This window comes from Muribaculum sp. An289, assembly GCF_002159555.1.
In the GTDB taxonomy this organism is placed as follows: domain Bacteria; phylum Bacteroidota; class Bacteroidia; order Bacteroidales; family UBA932; genus Merdivivens; species Merdivivens faecigallinarum.
In genome coordinates this window covers 1-17,949 of the sequence record NZ_NFIV01000022.1, presented here as the reverse complement: position 1 = coordinate 17,949, position 17,949 = coordinate 1, and the positions used below count along the sequence as shown (strand labels likewise).

15 protein-coding genes and 1 rRNA gene are annotated in these 17,949 nt (G+C 50.7%); 15 read left to right on the top strand and 1 reads right to left on the bottom strand.

What is annotated here, in order from left to right; translation table 11 throughout:
• Positions 1–103 (bottom strand): 16S ribosomal RNA (locus tag B5F83_RS10370); the annotation flags it as partial.
• Between the two features lie 303 nt (positions 104–406).
• On the opposite strand from B5F83_RS10370, the gene B5F83_RS10365 reads away from it, so the two are divergent.
• The 15 genes from B5F83_RS10365 (at position 407) to B5F83_RS10295 (ending at position 17,307) form a co-directional block, all read left to right on the top strand.
• Positions 407–973: a chromate transporter gene (locus tag B5F83_RS10365; RefSeq protein ID WP_087280709.1), complete on the top strand. Its 567-nt coding sequence runs from the start codon at positions 407–409 to the stop codon at positions 971–973.
• Entirely contained in the window at positions 970–1,518 is a 549-nt protein-coding gene (locus B5F83_RS10360; protein WP_087280706.1) for a chromate transporter, read from the top strand. The genes B5F83_RS10365 and B5F83_RS10360 overlap by 4 nt, the downstream gene beginning before the upstream one ends.
• A 123-nt stretch (positions 1,519–1,641) precedes the next feature.
• A complete protein-coding gene (locus tag B5F83_RS10355) occupies positions 1,642–3,552 on the top strand; it encodes an NADH-quinone oxidoreductase subunit NuoF (protein ID WP_087280703.1) in 1,911 nt (636 codons plus the stop codon).
• Positions 3,553–3,567: 15 nt separating this feature from the next.
• On the top strand, positions 3,568–5,331 hold the full coding sequence (locus B5F83_RS10350; RefSeq protein WP_087280700.1) for an NADH-dependent [FeFe] hydrogenase, group A6: 1,764 nt from the start codon (positions 3,568–3,570) through the stop codon (positions 5,329–5,331).
• A gap of 8 nt (positions 5,332–5,339) precedes the next feature.
• The gene (gene nuoE / locus B5F83_RS10345) at positions 5,340–5,816 is read left to right on the top strand and encodes an NADH-quinone oxidoreductase subunit NuoE (RefSeq protein ID WP_087280697.1); all 477 of its coding nucleotides are present in this window, start codon (positions 5,340–5,342) and stop codon (positions 5,814–5,816) included.
• A 225-nt stretch (positions 5,817–6,041) separates the two neighbouring features.
• A complete protein-coding gene (locus B5F83_RS10340) occupies positions 6,042–6,293 on the top strand; it encodes a hypothetical protein (RefSeq protein ID WP_143822537.1) in 252 nt (83 codons plus the stop codon).
• Positions 6,294–6,333: 40 nt separating this feature from the next.
• Complete coding sequence (locus B5F83_RS10335) at positions 6,334–7,407, top strand: transglycosylase SLT domain-containing protein (RefSeq protein WP_087280690.1); 1,074 nt, start codon at positions 6,334–6,336, stop codon at positions 7,405–7,407.
• A gap of 12 nt (positions 7,408–7,419) precedes the next feature.
• Entirely contained in the window at positions 7,420–9,195 is a 1,776-nt protein-coding gene (locus B5F83_RS10330; protein WP_087280687.1) for a zinc-ribbon domain-containing protein, read from the top strand.
• A 13-nt stretch (positions 9,196–9,208) separates the two neighbouring features.
• Positions 9,209–11,422 carry a zinc-ribbon domain-containing protein gene (locus B5F83_RS10325; protein ID WP_087280684.1) on the top strand — a complete coding sequence of 738 codons (2,214 nt, stop codon included), beginning with the start codon at positions 9,209–9,211 and terminating at the stop codon, positions 11,420–11,422.
• Positions 11,423–11,458: 36 nt separating this feature from the next.
• A complete protein-coding gene (locus B5F83_RS10320) occupies positions 11,459–11,743 on the top strand; it encodes a hypothetical protein (RefSeq protein WP_087280681.1) in 285 nt (94 codons plus the stop codon).
• 23 nt (positions 11,744–11,766) lie between these two features.
• Positions 11,767–13,134: a zinc-ribbon domain-containing protein gene (locus B5F83_RS10315; RefSeq protein ID WP_087280678.1), complete on the top strand. Its 1,368-nt coding sequence runs from the start codon at positions 11,767–11,769 to the stop codon at positions 13,132–13,134.
• A gap of 70 nt (positions 13,135–13,204) precedes the next feature.
• Positions 13,205–14,125 (top strand): hypothetical protein, encoded by a 921-nt coding sequence (locus B5F83_RS10310; RefSeq protein ID WP_087280675.1) that lies wholly within the window; start codon positions 13,205–13,207, stop codon positions 14,123–14,125.
• A gap of 15 nt (positions 14,126–14,140) precedes the next feature.
• Positions 14,141–15,391, top strand: coding sequence for a DUF6175 family protein (locus B5F83_RS10305; RefSeq protein ID WP_087280671.1), 1,251 nt, complete (start codon positions 14,141–14,143; stop codon positions 15,389–15,391).
• A gap of 20 nt (positions 15,392–15,411) precedes the next feature.
• Positions 15,412–16,740, top strand: coding sequence for an LPP20 family lipoprotein (locus tag B5F83_RS10300; protein WP_087280667.1), 1,329 nt, complete (start codon positions 15,412–15,414; stop codon positions 16,738–16,740).
• Positions 16,741–16,752: 12 nt separating this feature from the next.
• Positions 16,753–17,307 (top strand): hypothetical protein, encoded by a 555-nt coding sequence (locus tag B5F83_RS10295; RefSeq protein ID WP_087280663.1) that lies wholly within the window; start codon positions 16,753–16,755, stop codon positions 17,305–17,307.
• The last annotated feature ends 642 nt before the right edge of the window (positions 17,308–17,949 follow it).

Below are 17,949 nucleotides of genomic sequence, written 5' to 3'. Positions count from 1 at the left end.
TCGCCGGCACCGGTCATCGCTGACCGGCCCGCTGCCCCTCGACTTGCATGTGTTAGGCCTGCCGCTAGCGTTCATCCTGAGCCAGGATCAAACTCTTCATTGTATAATATCTATTATAAATAATTTGCTTTGTCACCTGGATACATATCATTCTTTAGAAATGACGCTCACTCGATTTTGGTACTTACTTGTACGTAATAGTCTTCAAATTTTCAATGAACAATCCGCTCGTTTCCGAAACGGGCTGCAAAGATAAAGTCTTTTTTTCAAACTCCAAACTTTTTTCAAAATATTTTTAAAAAATATTCTGTTTTAGTATTTTTGCGCGCCGTAACGAACAGCATTCGGATGAAAACCGCCATGATTTTTTCATAAAGACACGCATATTCAACAGATAACGCACGACATGAAACAGTATTTGGAAATTCTCTGGACGTTTTCTAAAATAGGCGCGTTCACACTTGGGGGAGGATATGCGATGATTCCGCTCATCCAAAAAGAAGTAGTGGAAAAGAAAAAATGGATAACGGATGACGAATTCACCGATTTGATAGCACTGGCCCAGTCCGCCCCGGGACTCCTTGCCGTGAACACCTCCATTTTCCTCGGGAACAAGCTCAAAGGAATCAAGGGGGCAATCGTCGCAACCATCGGGAGCACCTTCCCCTCTTTCGCCATAATCCTGGCCATAGCGATGGTTTTCAAAGGATATCAGGACAATGAAACCGTAATTGCCGTGTTCAAGGGGATACGGCCGGCTGTCGTAGCGCTCATTGCCGTACCTATGATAAACATGACCCGTAAAAGCAACAAAAACATCTGGTCGTGGGTCATCACGGCGGCCGCCCTCGCGCTTGTCGGATTCCTCAAGATTTCACCTATATTTATATTGGCCGTTTCCATCATCGGCGGATACATCTATATAAAGAGCCGCGAAGACAGGGAAAGCCGGAAGAAAGGAGGCGGAAAATGATTTTTCTCGAATTGTTTTACACGTTTTTCATCATCGGGATGTTCACAATCGGGGGCGGGTACGCGATGCTCTCCCTAATCCAGGCCGAAGTCGTGACGAGGCACCAATGGCTTACCGGCCAGGAATTCACCGACATAGTGGCCATTTCGCAGATGACACCAGGCCCGATAGGCATCAACAGCGCCACATACGTGGGGTACACCGTCATACACGACCTGGGATATTCGCAGTTCGTGAGCGTACTCGGCTCCCTTACTACAACGCTCGCACTGATACTGCCGTCGTTCATCATATTTTTCATCATTGTCAAAATGATTTCCAGATTCGGAGACAGCCCTGTCTTCAAAGGGGTGATGAATGTGTTGAAACCCGCCGTTGCGGGACTGATCGGAGCGGCCGCAGTGATACTGGTCACGCCCGAAAACTTCATCGACATCTGGAGTTGGGTGATTTTCGCCGCCGCATTCGCCCTTTCATGGTGGGGCAAGGCCAACCCTATCGCACTCATAATCGCGGCCGGAATCGCCGGCTATCTGATATATTGACGGATAACGGAAACGATTTCAAACGAAAAAAGGCGGAAAATTTTACATTTGAAACAAATAATACCGGTTTATTAAAAAATTATCTCTAATTTTAGCCCCGCAAAATGAGATAATTATTGGCTTATGACAAAATTCACTATCTCCGATCTGGAGAAACTGCGCGTAAGCGCGGCTGCTAACCTGACTTTGCGTGAAAGCAGCAACACCCTTACGAGCGGGATATGTTGCAGCCTTTCGACCGGTACGCCCAAGATGCAAATACTCGTATGCGGGGGAACCGGGTGCAAAGCTTCTGCAAGCCATACGATTGCCGACAATCTGAAAAGCGCCATCGAGCGGGAGAATGCCGGCGACCGTGTGGAAGTAATAACTACCGGATGTTTCGGATTCTGCGAAAAAGGTCCGGTGGTAAAGATTATTCCCGACAATACCTTTTATGTACACGTCAAACCCGAAGATGCCGACGAGATTGTCAAAAAGCACATCATCGGCGGGGAAAGGGTATCGCGGCTGCTGTACACCGATCCTAAGGACGGCCACGCGGTAAGCGACTCGAAGCACATCGACTTTTACCGGAAACAGGTCCGCATCGCATTGAGGAACTGCGGATTCATAGATCCGGAAAACATAGACGAATATATCGCGCGGGACGGCTACCGTGCATTGGCAGAGGCGCTTTCAGGAAAACGGAGCAGGCAGGACGTCATCGACGAGATTAAAAAATCCGGACTGCGCGGACGTGGAGGCGGAGGCTTCCCTACCGGCCTGAAATGGGAACTTACCGCAAAAGAAAAATCAGACATAAAATACGTTGTCTGCAACGCCGACGAGGGAGACCCGGGAGCGTTCATGGACAGGTCCATAATGGAAGGAGACCCGAATTCCATCATAGAAGCGATGACAATCTGCGGATATGCCATAGGGGCGAGCAAGGGCCTCGTATACATAAGGGCCGAATATCCGCTGGCAATCCACAGGCTGAGGGTCGCCATATCCCAGGCGGAAAACTACGGCCTTCTCGGCAAGGACATACTCGGCTCTGGCTTCGATTTCGACATCGAAATCCGCTACGGGGCCGGTGCATTCGTCTGCGGAGAGGAGACCGCCCTCATACACTCGATGGAAGGAAAGCGCGGAGAACCTACGCTCAAGCCGCCGTTCCCCGCCCAGTCTGGTTATAAAGGGAAACCGACAAACGTGAACAATGTCGAGACCCTCGCCAACGTGCCCGTAATACTACAGAGGGGAGCGGAGTGGTTCGCAAGCATCGGTACGGAAAAATCCAAGGGAACCAAGGTCTTCGCCCTCGCCGGAAAAATCAACAATGTCGGACTGATAGAGGTCCCGATGGGAACGACGTTGCGCGAAGTGATATACGAAATAGGAGGAGGAATAAAGAACGGCAAGAAATTCAAGGCCGTACAGACAGGAGGACCGTCCGGAGGCTGCCTTACCGAAAAACACCTCGACACCCCTATAGATTTCGACAACCTCGTCGCCGCCGGCTCGATGATGGGCTCCGGAGGAATGATTGTAATGGATGAGGACGACTGCATGGTATCCGTCGCAAGGTTCTATCTGGATTTTACCGTGGAGGAATCCTGCGGAAAATGTGTCCCTTGCCGTATCGGCAACAAGCGGTTGCTTGAAATACTGAACAAGATAACGGAAGGAAAAGGCACCATGGACGACCTGAAGATGCTCGAAACCCTCGGGCGCACAATCAAGGACACAGCACTCTGCGGTCTCGGCCAGACTTCGCCGAATCCGGTGCTTTCCACCCTCGAAAACTTCTACGACGAATACGTGGCGCACGTGAAGAAAAAGGAATGTCCTGCAAAACAGTGCAAGGCCCTCCTCACTTACGCCATCAATCCGGTCAAGTGCATGGGCTGCAACCTCTGCGCAAAACACTGCCCGGCCGAAGCAATCGTCGGGACTACGCGCAAGCCTCATGTCATCATACAGGAAAAATGCATACGCTGCGGCATGTGCCTGTCGAGATGTAAGTTCAATGCAATCGTAGTATGTTAAAACCGATAAGTTAATATGGAAGAAAAGAAAATAAACCTCACTATAGACCGCCACAACCTTTCCGTTCCGGAAGGGATGACAATACTTGAGGCGGCAAGGCTTGTCGGGATAGACATTCCGACGTTATGCCACATAGACCTGAAGGGTACATGCGTGAAAAACGCCCCTGCATCATGCCGTATCTGCGTAGTGGAAGTACAGGGAAGGCGCAACCTCGCCCCGGCGTGCTCCACGAAATGTACCGAAGGCATGGTCGTGAAAACAAGCACCCTGAGAGTAATGAACGCCCGCAAGATAGTTACGGAGCTCCTGCTTTCCGACCATCCGAACGAGTGTCTCACCTGCCCTAAGTCAGGAGACTGCGAATTGCAGAACCTCGCCCTCAGATTCAACATCCGCGAAATGCCGTTCAACGGCGGCGAACTTTCGCTGCGCAAGAGGGAAACCACCGCATCGATTGTACGCAACATGGACAAATGCATATTCTGCCGCCGCTGCGAAAGTGTCTGCAACGAAGTCCAGACTGTCGGAGCGCTCGGCGCGATAAGAAGGGGCTTCAATACCACCATCGCCCCGGCCTTTGACAAAATGATGACCGAAAGCGAGTGTACCTACTGCGGACAGTGCGTGGCCGTATGCCCTGTAGGGGCGCTTACGGAAAGGGACCACACCAACAAGCTGTTGGAAGACCTCAGCGACCCTGACAAGACGGTCATAGTACAGACCGCCCCTGCCGTAAGGGCAGCGCTCGGAGAAGAATTCGGGATGGAACCGGGAACCCTGGTTACCGGTAAAATGGTTACGGCCCTCAGGGAACTCGGATTCGATTATGTATTCGATACGGATTTCGCCGCCGACCTCACCATCATGGAGGAAGGCTCCGAGATAATGGAAAGGCTTGAAAACCACCTTCACGGCGACAAGAGCATGAAGCTGCCGATACTTACCTCCTGCTGTCCTGCATGGGTGAACTTCTTCGAGCATTATTTTCCTGACATGCTCGACATACCGTCTACGGCAAGATCCCCTCAGCAGATGTTCGGTTCCATCGCCAAGACCTACTGGGCGGAAAAGATGGGAATCCCGAGGGAAAAACTCGTCGTCGTTTCCATAATGCCGTGCCTCGCGAAGAAATACGAATGCGACCGTCCGGAGTTCAAGACTAACGGCAATCCGGACGTGGACTACTCCCTTTCCACAAGGGAAATCGCAAGACTCATAAAGAGGTCCAACATCACCCTTGCGAGCCTTCCTGACAGCGACTTCGACATGCCGCTCGGCGAATCCACGGGAGCCGGAGTCATTTTCGGTGCAAGCGGAGGAGTGATGGAGGCCGCCCTGCGTTCCGTATACGAGCTGCATACGGGCAAAAAACTCGAAAAAATCGAGTTTGAAAACGTCCGCGGAACCGAAGGACTGAGGCGTGCGACAATAGATATCGGAGGCTTCGCCCTGAATGTCGGCATAGCCCACGGACTCGGGAACGCCCGCAAACTCCTGAATGAAATACGTGCCGGACACAGCGATTACCATGTTATAGAAATCATGGCCTGCCCGGGAGGATGCATCGGAGGAGGCGGACAGCCTATCCACCACGGAAACTCCGCCATACTCCAGGCACGTACCCAGGCGCTCTACCGTGAAGACTGCGGGAAACAGCTCCGCAAATCGCACGAGAACCCGTTCATAATACAGCTTTACGAAGAATATCTCGGAAAGCCTCTCAGCGAAAAGGCGCACGCACTGCTGCACACACATTATTTTAACAAAAAGATTTGACAAGCGATATGGCAGAAATAAAACTTGCTTGCAACATTGTCTCGCAGGTAGAGGCGATTTGCGACAAACACAATAACGACCCGGGAGAATTGATAAACATCCTCCATGAAGCCCAGTCACTCCAAGGATACATTCCGGAAGAGATGCAGAGGCTCATCGCGGCAAAACTCGGGATTCCGGCATCGAAAGTATACGGAGTCGTAACATTCTACACATTTTTCACCATGACCCCGAAAGGCCGGCATCCGATATCTGTATGCATGGGAACCGCCTGCTACGTAAGGGGAGCCGAAAAAATCCTTGACGAACTCAAAAGGCGGCTGGGAATCGATGTGGGCGAAACCACGCCCGATGGAAAATTCTCCCTCGACTGCCTGAGATGTGTCGGTGCCTGCGGACTCGCCCCTGTCATAATGATAGGCGAAAAAGTGTACGGAAGGCTCCAGGCCGCCGATATCAAGAACATCCTGGACGAACTGGAATAAATTTTACATACCGGGGGTGTTCCCGGAACGCCGTAGAAGGCCGCAGCGGATTTCCATACCGCTGCGGTTTTTTTTCCAACCCGACCGAATGAAAAACGCCACCAAAAATGGTATAAGATCCTCCATTTTCAGCTATTTCAGGGCTATGGGGGGGGGTATTTGGAATATTGGATTGAATTGATTATTTTTGCGATAATATTTTACTAACCACTAATGTTTTCTGTCATGAAACACGGTGCTACATCAATAGCTGTAACACTAACTTTGGCAATGTGCCTTCAAAACGTGTCGGCACAGGCACCGCTCGATTCCCTGAAATCAGATTTCGAAGAAGAAGTCGGGGAAAGCATCACGGAATTCGAAGAATACAGCCGCCAGGCGCTCGAGGAATACAATGAGTATAGCCGCCAGGCCGCTGAAGACTATGCGGCATACGTCCAATCCATAAAAACCGCATGGGGGGGGGGTATTTATTGACGACACCCCTACCGAATGGGTCGAATACGGTGAAAATCTGTTGAGCCGTTCCATAGTCGATTTCGACAGCGGCAACATCACTGTTGAGGTAATAATCCCGGATGACGGGACACCTGAAGAGGCCCTTCTGGCCGATGCCGTGGAAAGGCTTCTGAACAGCCGCGGCAGCACCTGTCCGTATCCTTCGACCGTGGATGTTTCCGAGCCGCTGACTACCAACCCTATCTTGGACGGAATCGTGGATTTTTCCGGATATGACATCGACACGTCCGGAATATATTCCGACGACATGCGCAAACCCGCCCCTAAAGCACCTCCTGCACCTACGGTAAAGGGTAAGACCCTCCCTCAGGAAAAATCTCAAAGGCCTGAAAGGCCGGCTTCGGTATCGGACAAAAAGACCGGCACCGACAGACAGACAATGGCTTCCCGCATTCTCGAAGAAGAAAGGAAGGCAGCGGAAGAAAAGGCCGCCATAGCCAAGGCCGTCGCCGAGCAGAGCGTAAAGACATACGAGACCTACGGCGAAGGCAGCGAAACGAAAAAGGTAGTCCGAATAAACCTGTCCCTCGTAACGGACAATCTGTCCAAAAATGCAGCCCTCTACAAGGACATCATAACCGAATTTTCACAAAAATTCCAAATCGAACAGGCCCTTATCTATGCGGTAATGGAGCAGGAATCGAGATTCAACCCGGAAGCGACAAGCTGGGTCCCGGCCTACGGACTCATGCAGCTCGTCCCTACATCGGGAGGATTCGACGCCTACCGCTACGTCTACGGCAAGGAATGGGTCCCTACGAGGAGCTATCTGTTCAATCCGCGCAACAACATCGAGCTGGGAACGGCATACCTCAGAATCCTCGAAAACCAGTTTTCAAACATCGATGACCCTCATTGCAGAAGGCTGTGCGTAATCGCCGGATACAACACCGGAGCAGGAAACGTAAGCCGCGCATTTACAGGGAATACCAACCTCCGCAAAGCCTTGCCCCTGATTAATGATTACGGATACAGGCAGCTTTACGACCACCTGACCACGAAATTAAGTACCGAAGAAGCGCGTAATTACGTATCGGGAGTGACTCAAAGAAGGGAAAAATATTTAAAATAAATCTGAATTACCATGTATTGTCCAGAATGCGGCCATAAAATAGAAGACGGAACCATGCGTTTCTGCCCGGAATGCGGGACAAGGCTGGAAGAAGCCGGGGCTCCTGCGTTCTCCCCCGCCTCAGGAAGCAAAGGGTTGGGCGAAAGCGCCGGAAGCGCCGGAAGCAAAGAGACCGAGCCACTGGTACACGGACTGATATTCACCAATGTCGGACTGCTCGCCAGAAAGTTCGGAAGCAGCGTGGATGACATAGCAGGGCTGTTCGACCTGTTCATAAAATACAAAATGCAGTCAGGTGTCGTGTACAGGCTCGTGGATGCGGGAAATTATTCCTTCCCGAGAACCGGCCTTTTCGGGAGAAGCCGCACGGCAAGCCTCGACGGCAGCAGCCCGATCGGAGATTATCTCGAAATCCTCATGGATGTACACAACAGGGAGGAAAAGCAGGGAGGTGCCGTTTCGGAATACCTGTTCATCATAGGCGGGGCCGACATCATTCCGATGCCGAAGATAAGGCATTATATCAAAGATTGCAGCGATGATACAATCGACACGGACCTGGTTTATGCCTATCCGTACGACGGTGACATGATTGCCGCAATGGAGGAAATGGAAGCCTTCGGGTACGACCAGATGTTCCACGTAGGCAGGCTCCCGCTCGGAGAAGACACTACAATCGAGGATTTGGCCGGTTACCTGCAAAGGGATTTGGACAGTTCCGGCGTAATCATGATAAACGACACTTACGGGCAATGCGACCCTAACTGGAAGAAGGTATCCGCAAACGTGGCCACCGACCTGATAGACGGAGGCTGCATGAGGAATCTCGACGGAAGGCTGGATGAAAGGTTCTACTACAACAGGATGATTCTTTCGCCGATGATTACCCGTGAAACAGTAGACAGGGTGCTGCACCCCGGTGCCGACCTGTATTATTTCAACCTGCACGGAGGCGGAGGAAAGGAGACGAGAGGATATTTCGGGGCATGCACGCCGCAGCAGGGAGGCCAGATGTATTCAGTGATACTGCCGGAACACTTGGCTTCGCTGTCAAGACCGAACGTCGTCATAAGCGAAGCCTGCTACGGAGGCAAATTCATCGGGCTGGACAAACAGAGGAGCATGATGCTCTCGGCCATTTATACCAACACGCTTATTTTCGTAGGTTCTTCCAGAATCGCATGGGGCGCGGTGGATTCGAATAGCGAAGAAGATACACAGCTCTTGTCCGCCGACGTCATAGCCTACATGTTCATCAGATCGTCCCTTGAAGGCTACGATGCCGGGCAGGCCATGTTCATCGCCCGCAGTACGCTGTTACAGCACAGCGGCTGGGGAAACCGCTACGGGGCGGCGACCATCACCGAGTTCAACCTTTACGGAGACCCTACGTTGCTGATGTCCGGACAGGGTTCCGGAAGCGGCAAGGTAGCCTTCAAGTCCATGGACGAAAACTCAATTGCCCCGAAAGGCATGAAGAAAAACGGATGTACGATGGAAAGGGTGGACACTGCCGGTTCCGGCGGAGCCTCCATCCTGCAACAGGTCCGCGGGGCGGTAAACTCCAACATCATGGAAATCCACGGCAGAATCGCCGAATACCTTTATTCGAATTATTCGGTAGAACCGAGAAAACCGGACAGCGCCTTCAGGATAAAATATGAAAACGGCGAAGATGAAATGATGTTCAATTACAAGTTCCCGTCCGGAACAGACGGAATAGACAAAGAATACATCGTAAGCGCCAAAGCAGACGGTACGATACAAAAAGTTTATACAACAAAATAAAAATCACAATATTATGAAATGTCCTAAATGCAACGCAGAAGTCCGCGAAGGGGCCAAGTTCTGCACATCATGCGGAAACAGGCTTGCAGTCATGAGCGGAAAAACAGAAGAACCCGTGAAAGAAGCGGAACAGCGCGACGGGATTACCAATGTCAGAGGAAGGATATACTGGAACATCCAGCCAGGCCAGGTGGCCAGAGTAATAGACGAAGCCGAATTCGACTCATACAACAGACTTAACGGAATCATCATTCCGGAAGGGACTACGGCATATATCCGTTCCAACGGGCATACGATTGCCACCATAAACGGAGGCACCTACGATTTCAGCACGTCGGCGGAACGCAAACCGGCTTCCGAGTCCATCAAGAAAAGCTGGGGATTCATTATCGAGCTGTTCGGCAACAAAAAGAAACAGCAACAAGAAAGCACCCCTACCGAAGAAGAGCTCTACAACAGGCAGCAGAGGGCCATCCTCGAAAACGCAAAACGCGGGGCCGCATTTTCAGTGGTAATACTTTTGGACAAGGCCTTCCCGCTGCTGATAGGGGCCAGGCAGCAGAATCCGGACGACTACAAGAATTTCGTTCCGATGAAGATTCAGACACGCAATATAGACATAGAGCTCGGAATCAACGCATATTTCAAAATCACCGACCACGAAAACTTCATACTGCATTATCTTACCGACAAGAAGTTGCTGAATACCACGCACATCATCGATGAAATCAATGACAGCGTGCGCAACATAGTGCAGGATGTGCTCTATGATACCGAAATCCGGACGACAAGGCTTCCGAAGGAAACCTGCGCACTCATAAAGGAAAAACTCAACGAGGCCGCACCTGCAATGTTTTTCGGCATATCCATAGTCAGGATAGTCGAAATTTCTTCATCAAATGAAGACATCGAACGTTTCAGGGCCCTTGGCAGAGAACTCTACCTTTCCGAGAGCGAACTCGACTACCTGCGCCGTACCAACGATTTCAAGAACAGGCTTTCAGATGTGCAGAACTCGCAGATGCTCAACGAGGCGACATCCGAACTGGAACTTGAAAGACGTATAGACGAGATAAACAAGGACCGGCTTCTTCATGAAGACGAGGTTGAAAAATTCAAGTCCCTTCTCAAGAACGAACGCATGATAAGGGAGGCCCGCAGCGATTCCGAACGCGATGCGGCCCTGATGGAAATCGAAAGAACCGGACTGATAAAGAAAGAAGAACTCCAGGAACTGAAAGACAGCCTTGCCGAAGGGACCTACAAACGCGGAATGGCCCTGCGGATGATGCAGCTCCGCGACGGTATCGAATTCGAGAAGGTACGTATGGAAGGCGAGGCCGACAAGGCAGCCGCCATAGTCCGCAAGGAGCTCGAAATGGAAGCAATGCGCGATGATTACAAAGACAGCCGCTTCTACAAGGAACTCGAACAGCAGCGCCGCGTTGCGGAAACCGGGCTGGACCTCGAACAGCGCAAGCGCGACATGGACTTCAACGATGAAAAACGCAGGCGCGAACTTGAAAGGGAAGAGGACGAAGAGCAGTTCAGGCAGTTCCTCGCAATGCAGAATGCCGAAGAACAGAGCCGTGAGAACCAGCGGAGGCACGAGGCCGAAATGGAGAAGGCAAGACTCGCCCACGAGGCCGAAACCGAAAGGATGAAGTGGGAAAACGCCAGGGAACTTTCGGACGAAAAGGTTTGGGCCCTCGGAGACAAGGAAACGGCAGCCGAATACGCCAGAAGCAAATACAGCGCCGAGGCTGAAAGGGAAGCCAGCAGAAGGCTCGAACAGCAGCGCCGCGAGATTGAAGACAAACGCGATGCCGAACGCCGCGACAGCCAGGAATTCATGTACAAGATGATGCATGACATGATGGCCATGGCCGGAGGAATCCAGGCACAGAAGGCCGAAGAACGCGAAAGACAGATAAAGGAACGCGACGAACGCATACTCAGGCAGGAAAACAGGATGGACACTGCATACGACAGGGCCCTCGATTATACGACCCGTACCCCTGGTGCACAGACGGCACAGGGAGTGCCTCCTGCACAGCCGGCTCCAGCGGCTCCAGCCGCACCGGCCCCTCAGCCGAACCCGGCGAACCATGCCGGACAGGCGGCCCCTGCGCCGAAACAGGCACCTGCCATGGTTACATGTCCCGAATGCGGTGCAAAGGTAGCGGAGGACGAGCGTTTCTGCCCCGACTGCGGTGCAAGCATCTGATGAATACCTTATAAGCTAATTCAAAGGCACGAGGATATGACAATATACGGTACAATAGAATACAGGATGGGCGACGAAGGCTCGAAATCCGAAGGTTTCCGGGCCAGTCTCATCGCCGACGAGGGTAAAAGATACAGACTTTACCGTGCCGGCATGCTTCCATACGACGACCCGTTTTTCGAACCCCTGGACGGCCTTAGCGTAAAGGCTGAGGGAGAATACGAAGAGGAGACCGGCTATTTCCGTGTGGACTCCGTCACCCTCGAAGACGGGACTGAAGCCGAAGACGGGACTGAAACAGACGATACTGAATTGAACTAAACAAAACAAAACGGAATATTACCATGAGCAAAGAAAGATTTTGTCCGGAATGCGGGGCAAAAATAGCAGAGAACGAAAGATTCTGCCCTGATTGCGGAGCCGATATCGCAACAGAGACAGAGACAGCCAGACAGCCGGAACTTCCAGTGCAACCGGAAAGGCGGGAATCACCTGTACGGCAGGAACCGACACAACAGGAGCAACAGGACGGACGGGTAATCGGAATCGGGCCACGCGCCAATATTTCCGGCGGCATCAGTACGACAACCAATTCCATGTCCACATCGACCAGCACGAGGACGAGCAATACGAGCGTGAATACATCAAATGTAGACAACTCGTCCACCGTGAACCATAACACGACAATCGTGATGGGAAAGGACAAGGCGGAATACTGCGAAGTCTGCGGAAATCCTTTCGGGGAAAAACATGCAAGATGCCCTAAATGCGGAAAACAAATCTGCTTCGACTGCAAGGTCAAGAACAAGAACCGCTGCATCGAATGCGAAAAGAAGGCAATCAACGAATACCGTGTAGCCTTCCAGCAACTGCTGCTCACCACTAACAGGAACATAGGCATTGCGGGCAGGCAGATGATGGACAGCAAGGCAAGGGAACTGGACGTGGAAGACGTAAAGGCGGGCATAGAAAAGGAACTTACCGACCTTTACAAACCTGCAACCAAACCAGTACAACCTACGGTAGCGCCCGCATCCCACGCACAGACAGCCCCTGCACAGCAGGCACATGCCGAGGAACCACATGTTTTCCAATACAAACCGCAGGCGAACAACCAGAACAGCCAGGGTCAGAATAACCAGAATGGACAGAAAGGCGTCGGGACACTTACCGGGGAGGCTCCTCTGCCACCAAGGACCGGCAACACGGGCGGGAACAAATACGCCCCTGAAAAGAAGAAAAACAAATGGCTGCTGCCGGCAATCATTGTAGTAATCATCATTGTCGTCGCCGTAGTCGTATTGAAGCCGAAAGGTGAAAAGAAACAGGCCGATACCGCTCCTGCAAAGACGGAACAGACACAACCGGCAACTTCACAGACTTCCACGCCTCAGGCGGCCGAAAAGGTCACGGGCGGCTCGGCTCCGGCACAGAGCGTTCAAAAAGTACAGACAGCCAAGAAACCGGCAGCCGAACAGGCAACACCTAAGAAAGATGCCGACTATGAAGCCGGAATGGCCGCATACGAGAAAGGCGAAGGCCTCGAAGCCATCGAACACTTCACCTCATCAGGAAGCGCCGATTCATATTATATGCTGGGCGTTATCTACGAACAGGGTTGCGGCTCTGTAGGCAAAAACGCACTGAAGGCCCGCCAGAACTTCAAGAAAGCGGCAGACTTGGGAAGCGCCAAGGCAAAAGCGAAACTGTAGCGGTTTCCAAAAACAGGATAAACATATTTTTAAATAATCAACCGTATTATTAACAATTAAATTTTTAGCCATGTTAAAAAAATTCATTTTGTCAGCCGCATTGGTACTTGCAGCAGCATTTGCATCCAATGCACAGGAAAAACACAGAATTTACATCAACGATTTCAATGTAGCGGAAGGGGTTTCCGAAGCTGACGCAGCCAACATTCGTCAGGCCGTTATCGATGCAATCCACAAGTCTCAGAAATTCGAGCTCGCTACCTCCGACATGGAAAGCGCCCTCTCACAGGAAATCAACCGCCGCTCTTCGGAAGCCGCAATGCACGATGCAGCTACCCGTAATGAAATACTCATGGCGGCAGGATGCCAGTATGTAATGAGCGGAGACATCATCAAATGCTCTTTGAATAAGAGCACCCTCGATGACGGCACCGTTATGTACGAATGCGTTCTGAGCTATTCCATCACCGTTGCCGAAGTAGCCACTTCCACTACCGTGGCTTCACAGAGATTCGACAGCAACAACGGACTTTTCAGCGGTTCATGGAACTCATCCACCTCGCCTGAGACAGCGACTGCCAATGCCATAAAACATATCGAAAAGGATATCGAAGGCTTCATCATCGAAAACTTCCCTACTGAAGGAACCATAATCCCTATGGACTATGAAGTAAAGAAGGACAAGATGCTCTCTTGCTACATCGACCTCGGTACAAGCCATGGTGTCAAGGAAGGCGACCTTTTCTCCGTTCTTGCAGCCAAAGTGGTTATAGGACAGGTTACATACAGCGAAATCGGCAAGATAAAAGTCGAAGAAGTCGTTAGCGACAACATATCACGCTGCAAAGTGACAAAAGGCCAGAAAGAACTCTTCTCCGCAATGGAAAGCTACATGGCCCTCGATGAGGCATCCCAGAGCCAGCAGCCTATAAAAATCAAGGCCGAAGCTAAAACCGACGTCCTTGGTGCAATGGGCAAATTGGGACTTTAATCACCTAAAGACGAAATGAGAAAAATCGCTTACATATTTTTTTCTTTGGCTCTCCTATTCTTTGCCATACCGGCATCCGGACAGGAATATCTCCAGATTGTGTCCCTCGAATCAGATAACGGGACATACGGGACATTCACGTCCGCCGGAATGGGCGAAAAGAAAAAAGATGTCGAAGAAAATGCCATCAAATCACTCTTCTACACCTTGTTTTTCCAAGGTGTAGAAGGTGTTGCCGATGGAAAGCCTCTGGTTGCGAAGCCCAACGTCTCCTACACAAACTCCTTCTTCAATCACATGGCCCGTTACTCGACATACGTAACGGAAGTCAAGGAAGCTGACAAGACCAAGAAGGTCGGGAGTTATTTCCAGGGGACGATGAGGATTACCGTCCGGCTCCGCCAGCTCATCAATGACGTAAGGAAAAACACATATTACGAAGAAATGATAGCCGAGCAGCCGGAAATAAGGCTTCCTAACCCGACCATCATCGTGGTGCCTTACAAGAAAGAGGGCGAAAGCTACCAGGCAATACTGGAGAACAACTATGATATCCGCATAGCTGTCAGCGCGGTACAGCGCGGATTCGAAAGCTGCGGCATCAAGACAATCGACCTTCAGGCGCGCCTCGACAGGGCAAAACGCAACGCCCAGTATGAAGAGAACGCCGGAACTGCCGATTCGAACGACAAGCAGCTCCTGGAATCCTCCGGAGCCGATGTCTATGTAACTGTAGACCTGCTCAAGGACGTTACGGAACAGGATGCAAGGGTATCGCTTATCATGAAGGCATACGAAACCGCAAGCGGAACCATCTGGGCTTCGCAGGACGGATGGACGAACCGTTTCCGTACCAACGATACCGATGTGCTCTGCTCATACGCGGTAAAGGACAACCTGCCGGGCTTCCTGGAACAAATCGTCAACAATTTCTCCCAGCCGAGCCGCGCTTCGTTGCAGGTTGCGCTTAGCGGGACTTCCTACAATTCGATAACCGATGCCCGCGGAAACGACGGAAGAAGGGTAATGGATGTAATCCAGGACTGGTTGGACAGAAATTCGAACAAAGGCGAGTACCACTTGCAGGGAATAGTCGACGAGAAAGCCATTTTCGATTACGTCATCCTTCCTTTGATGGATGAAAACGGGTATAAGATGACCCCTGACAAATTCGCAGGACGTCTCAGGGACGAATTGGAAAAACAGGGCATCTACTCTTCACACAGGGCTGAAGGAAATACCATTTTCCTCACTCTTGAACTTTAAAAACGATTAAAACAGCTGTCATGCGAAAATTATTTTTAATCATTGCGGCTACTCTGTTCACGGTCATTCACTCCGGAGCCCAGACTCCGGAGTGGGTTACCAAGCATCCTGTTTCGGATGACATGTACATAGGCATCGGCCAGGCGCCGCTTTCCGAGAAAGACTATATGCGGATTGCCACCGAGAACGCCCTTTCGGACATAGCCTCGCAAATCGCGACAAAGGTCGAATCCAAATCATTCTTCCACCAGGTGGATGTGGACGGACATGCACGCGAAATGTTCGAAGACCGCATCAACAGCAATGCCACTGCCTGGATAGAAGGTCAGGAACTGAAGGACAGTTATGCATCCGGAAGCACATACTATGTATACTATGTGCTGGACAAACAGACATTCCAGCGTAATGCCGAAAAGAAAAGGCAGGCCGCAATCAGCACCGGTATGGACTATCTCCAGAAAGGCCGGGCCGCAGAGGATGCGATGAACCTGACACAGGCCGCCGTACTTTACGGGCAGGGCCTCGAAGCCATCGAACCGTGGATGTTCATGGATCTCACACACAAGTCTGTGAACATACCGGTAGAACTCTACAACTCATACATCAACGTATTCAGCGGAATGGCAATCACCGTGAATACCGTACAAATCGAAGGAGAATCGTTCAAGGCCGTGAGCGAGCCTATAGCCGGCTGCCTCTCCAAGAACGGTTATGTCGTTCCGAATATCAGGCTCAAGGCGGAATTCGCCATCGGGAGCGGCTCGATAACCCCTCCTGTCGAAACAGACTACAGCGGTACGGCGGAATTTTACATTACAAACATCACCTCCAAGGAAGACGTACAGGAAATCCGGATTTCAATAGATGATTCATTCCTGGAGATGCTTCCTGCCGAGTACCGCGAACTGCTTGAAAGACATACATGGCCTTCGGCAAAAATCACGGTTGTCCTGAAGAGCGCACCGGTATCGATATACCTGCACATCGAGAACAACGACCTCGAAGGCTGCGAAAGACAGATCAGCAGCCTGCTGGCCAACAATTATTTTACAGTGACCGAAGACCCTGATTCCGCACAATGTTTTGCCGACCTGTCCACATCGCTCGAAATCGGCGAGACAGTAAGCGGAGGAAACTACGATCTGAATACCTGCTACTGTACGCTTACCCTGAAGATATACGACAACATCACTTCCGATTTGCTGCTCGATTATTCGGTAAACAGGGTAAAGGTACTGACTCCGGTACACAAATCGGCCGAAAGCACGATAGCGCAAGGAGTGCGTGAAGTAATGAAACGGGTAAACAGGGAATTGCCTAAGATGCTTACAAAAATAAAAATCAATTAAATCAAATAAGCCATGAAACAGATTATAAGATTTGCAGTTATCGGAATACTGCTCCTTTCATTAGCAAGCTGCGGAGCTTCGAGAAAACGCGAAGCCTCCCCTATAACCACCTATATAATGCCAGGAAGCGAATATCTCAGCGGAAACGGCCTTATCCGCGGCTGGGGAACCGGAACATCCGACAGCGAATCCGCTGCAAGGAAGAAAGCAAGAATCGAGGCTTCCACCGAGCTTGCATCGATATTGTCCCAGACAGTCAATTCGGCCATAGAGCAATATACGACCGCATTGTCGGAAGGCATCAGCGCAGAATCCAAATCGCTGCTGATTGAGAAAAGTTCCATCGCCGTTGAGCAGACCCTCGTAGGCGCTACCATCATTTACGACAGGTTCCGCAAGGACGACAGCACCGGACAGTATACGTTCTACATCGTCCTCGAACTGAAAGGCAAGGAATACCTCAACGAACTTTACAAGGAACTCGGCACACAGAGCGACCTTGACAAAGACCTCCTCGAAAGGATATTCCTCAAAACCATAGACGAGAGCGGCAAATTGCAGAAATAGGACAATTTGCATGCTGGAACAAGAACAATTTGCAGGAACAAGACAAATTGCAAGGAACGAGACAGGGTTGATACTGCTGTTATGAAAACGAGGCCGGCCCCGACAAGGGCCGGTTTCTCTTTTGCCGGTCTATTTTTCCAATCACTTTTGGCAGACTTTTGAAGCCTGTTTCCCTGACTATTTGTTGACTATTTCCTGACTGTTTTGCTGACTATTTCAACAGCTTGAAGCGAGTAGAATATTTACAAACGCCTGACTATCAATCATTTAAGAAAATACAACTCGCTTTTAACCATGTCTGTATACCTCTCAAAAGCGAGTTAAATTTTGGCAAGTTGCTAATTATTAACAATTTAGCAAAATCCGACTCGCTCCAAAGTTGCAGACCAGTTTTCCACCCCATAGCCATCAAGCTTCTCTTGGAGCAGCTGACAATCAATAACTTACAAAAACAGGGTTGGATTTGGGTACTTCACGAGGCACCCAAAAGCGAATTAAATTTTGGTAAATCATTAATTATCAATACATTAGGAACTGTCGTTTAATTCCGTCATTATGAGTCAATCGGCAGACTGTCCCGGTAATTTTTCCGATCGAACTCATCTTTTTATATTTTCGGCTCCGTTTCGGAGCCCCTTTTTT

Bases quoted from the DNA above. Each gene is read 5' to 3' on its own strand.
- B5F83_RS10330 (WP_087280687.1), top strand. From the start codon at position 7,420: ATGTATTGTCCAGAATGCGGCCATAAAATAGAAGACGGAACCATGCGT.
- B5F83_RS10325 (WP_087280684.1), top strand. From the start codon at position 9,209: ATGAAATGTCCTAAATGCAACGCAGAAGTCCGCGAAGGGGCCAAGTTC.
- B5F83_RS10300 (WP_087280667.1), top strand. From the start codon at position 15,412: ATGCGAAAATTATTTTTAATCATTGCGGCTACTCTGTTCACGGTCATT.
- nuoE (WP_087280697.1), top strand. From the start codon at position 5,340: ATGGCAGAAATAAAACTTGCTTGCAACATTGTCTCGCAGGTAGAGGCG.
- B5F83_RS10350 (WP_087280700.1), top strand. From the start codon at position 3,568: ATGGAAGAAAAGAAAATAAACCTCACTATAGACCGCCACAACCTTTCC.
- B5F83_RS10320 (WP_087280681.1), top strand. From the start codon at position 11,459: ATGACAATATACGGTACAATAGAATACAGGATGGGCGACGAAGGCTCG.
- B5F83_RS10295 (WP_087280663.1), top strand. From the start codon at position 16,753: ATGAAACAGATTATAAGATTTGCAGTTATCGGAATACTGCTCCTTTCA.
- B5F83_RS10355 (WP_087280703.1), top strand. From the start codon at position 1,642: ATGACAAAATTCACTATCTCCGATCTGGAGAAACTGCGCGTAAGCGCG.
- B5F83_RS10365 (WP_087280709.1), top strand. From the start codon at position 407: ATGAAACAGTATTTGGAAATTCTCTGGACGTTTTCTAAAATAGGCGCG.
- B5F83_RS10340 (WP_143822537.1), top strand. From the start codon at position 6,042: ATGAAACACGGTGCTACATCAATAGCTGTAACACTAACTTTGGCAATG.
- B5F83_RS10315 (WP_087280678.1), top strand. From the start codon at position 11,767: ATGAGCAAAGAAAGATTTTGTCCGGAATGCGGGGCAAAAATAGCAGAG.
- B5F83_RS10305 (WP_087280671.1), top strand. From the start codon at position 14,141: ATGAGAAAAATCGCTTACATATTTTTTTCTTTGGCTCTCCTATTCTTT.
- B5F83_RS10360 (WP_087280706.1), top strand. From the start codon at position 970: ATGATTTTTCTCGAATTGTTTTACACGTTTTTCATCATCGGGATGTTC.
- B5F83_RS10310 (WP_087280675.1), top strand. From the start codon at position 13,205: ATGTTAAAAAAATTCATTTTGTCAGCCGCATTGGTACTTGCAGCAGCA.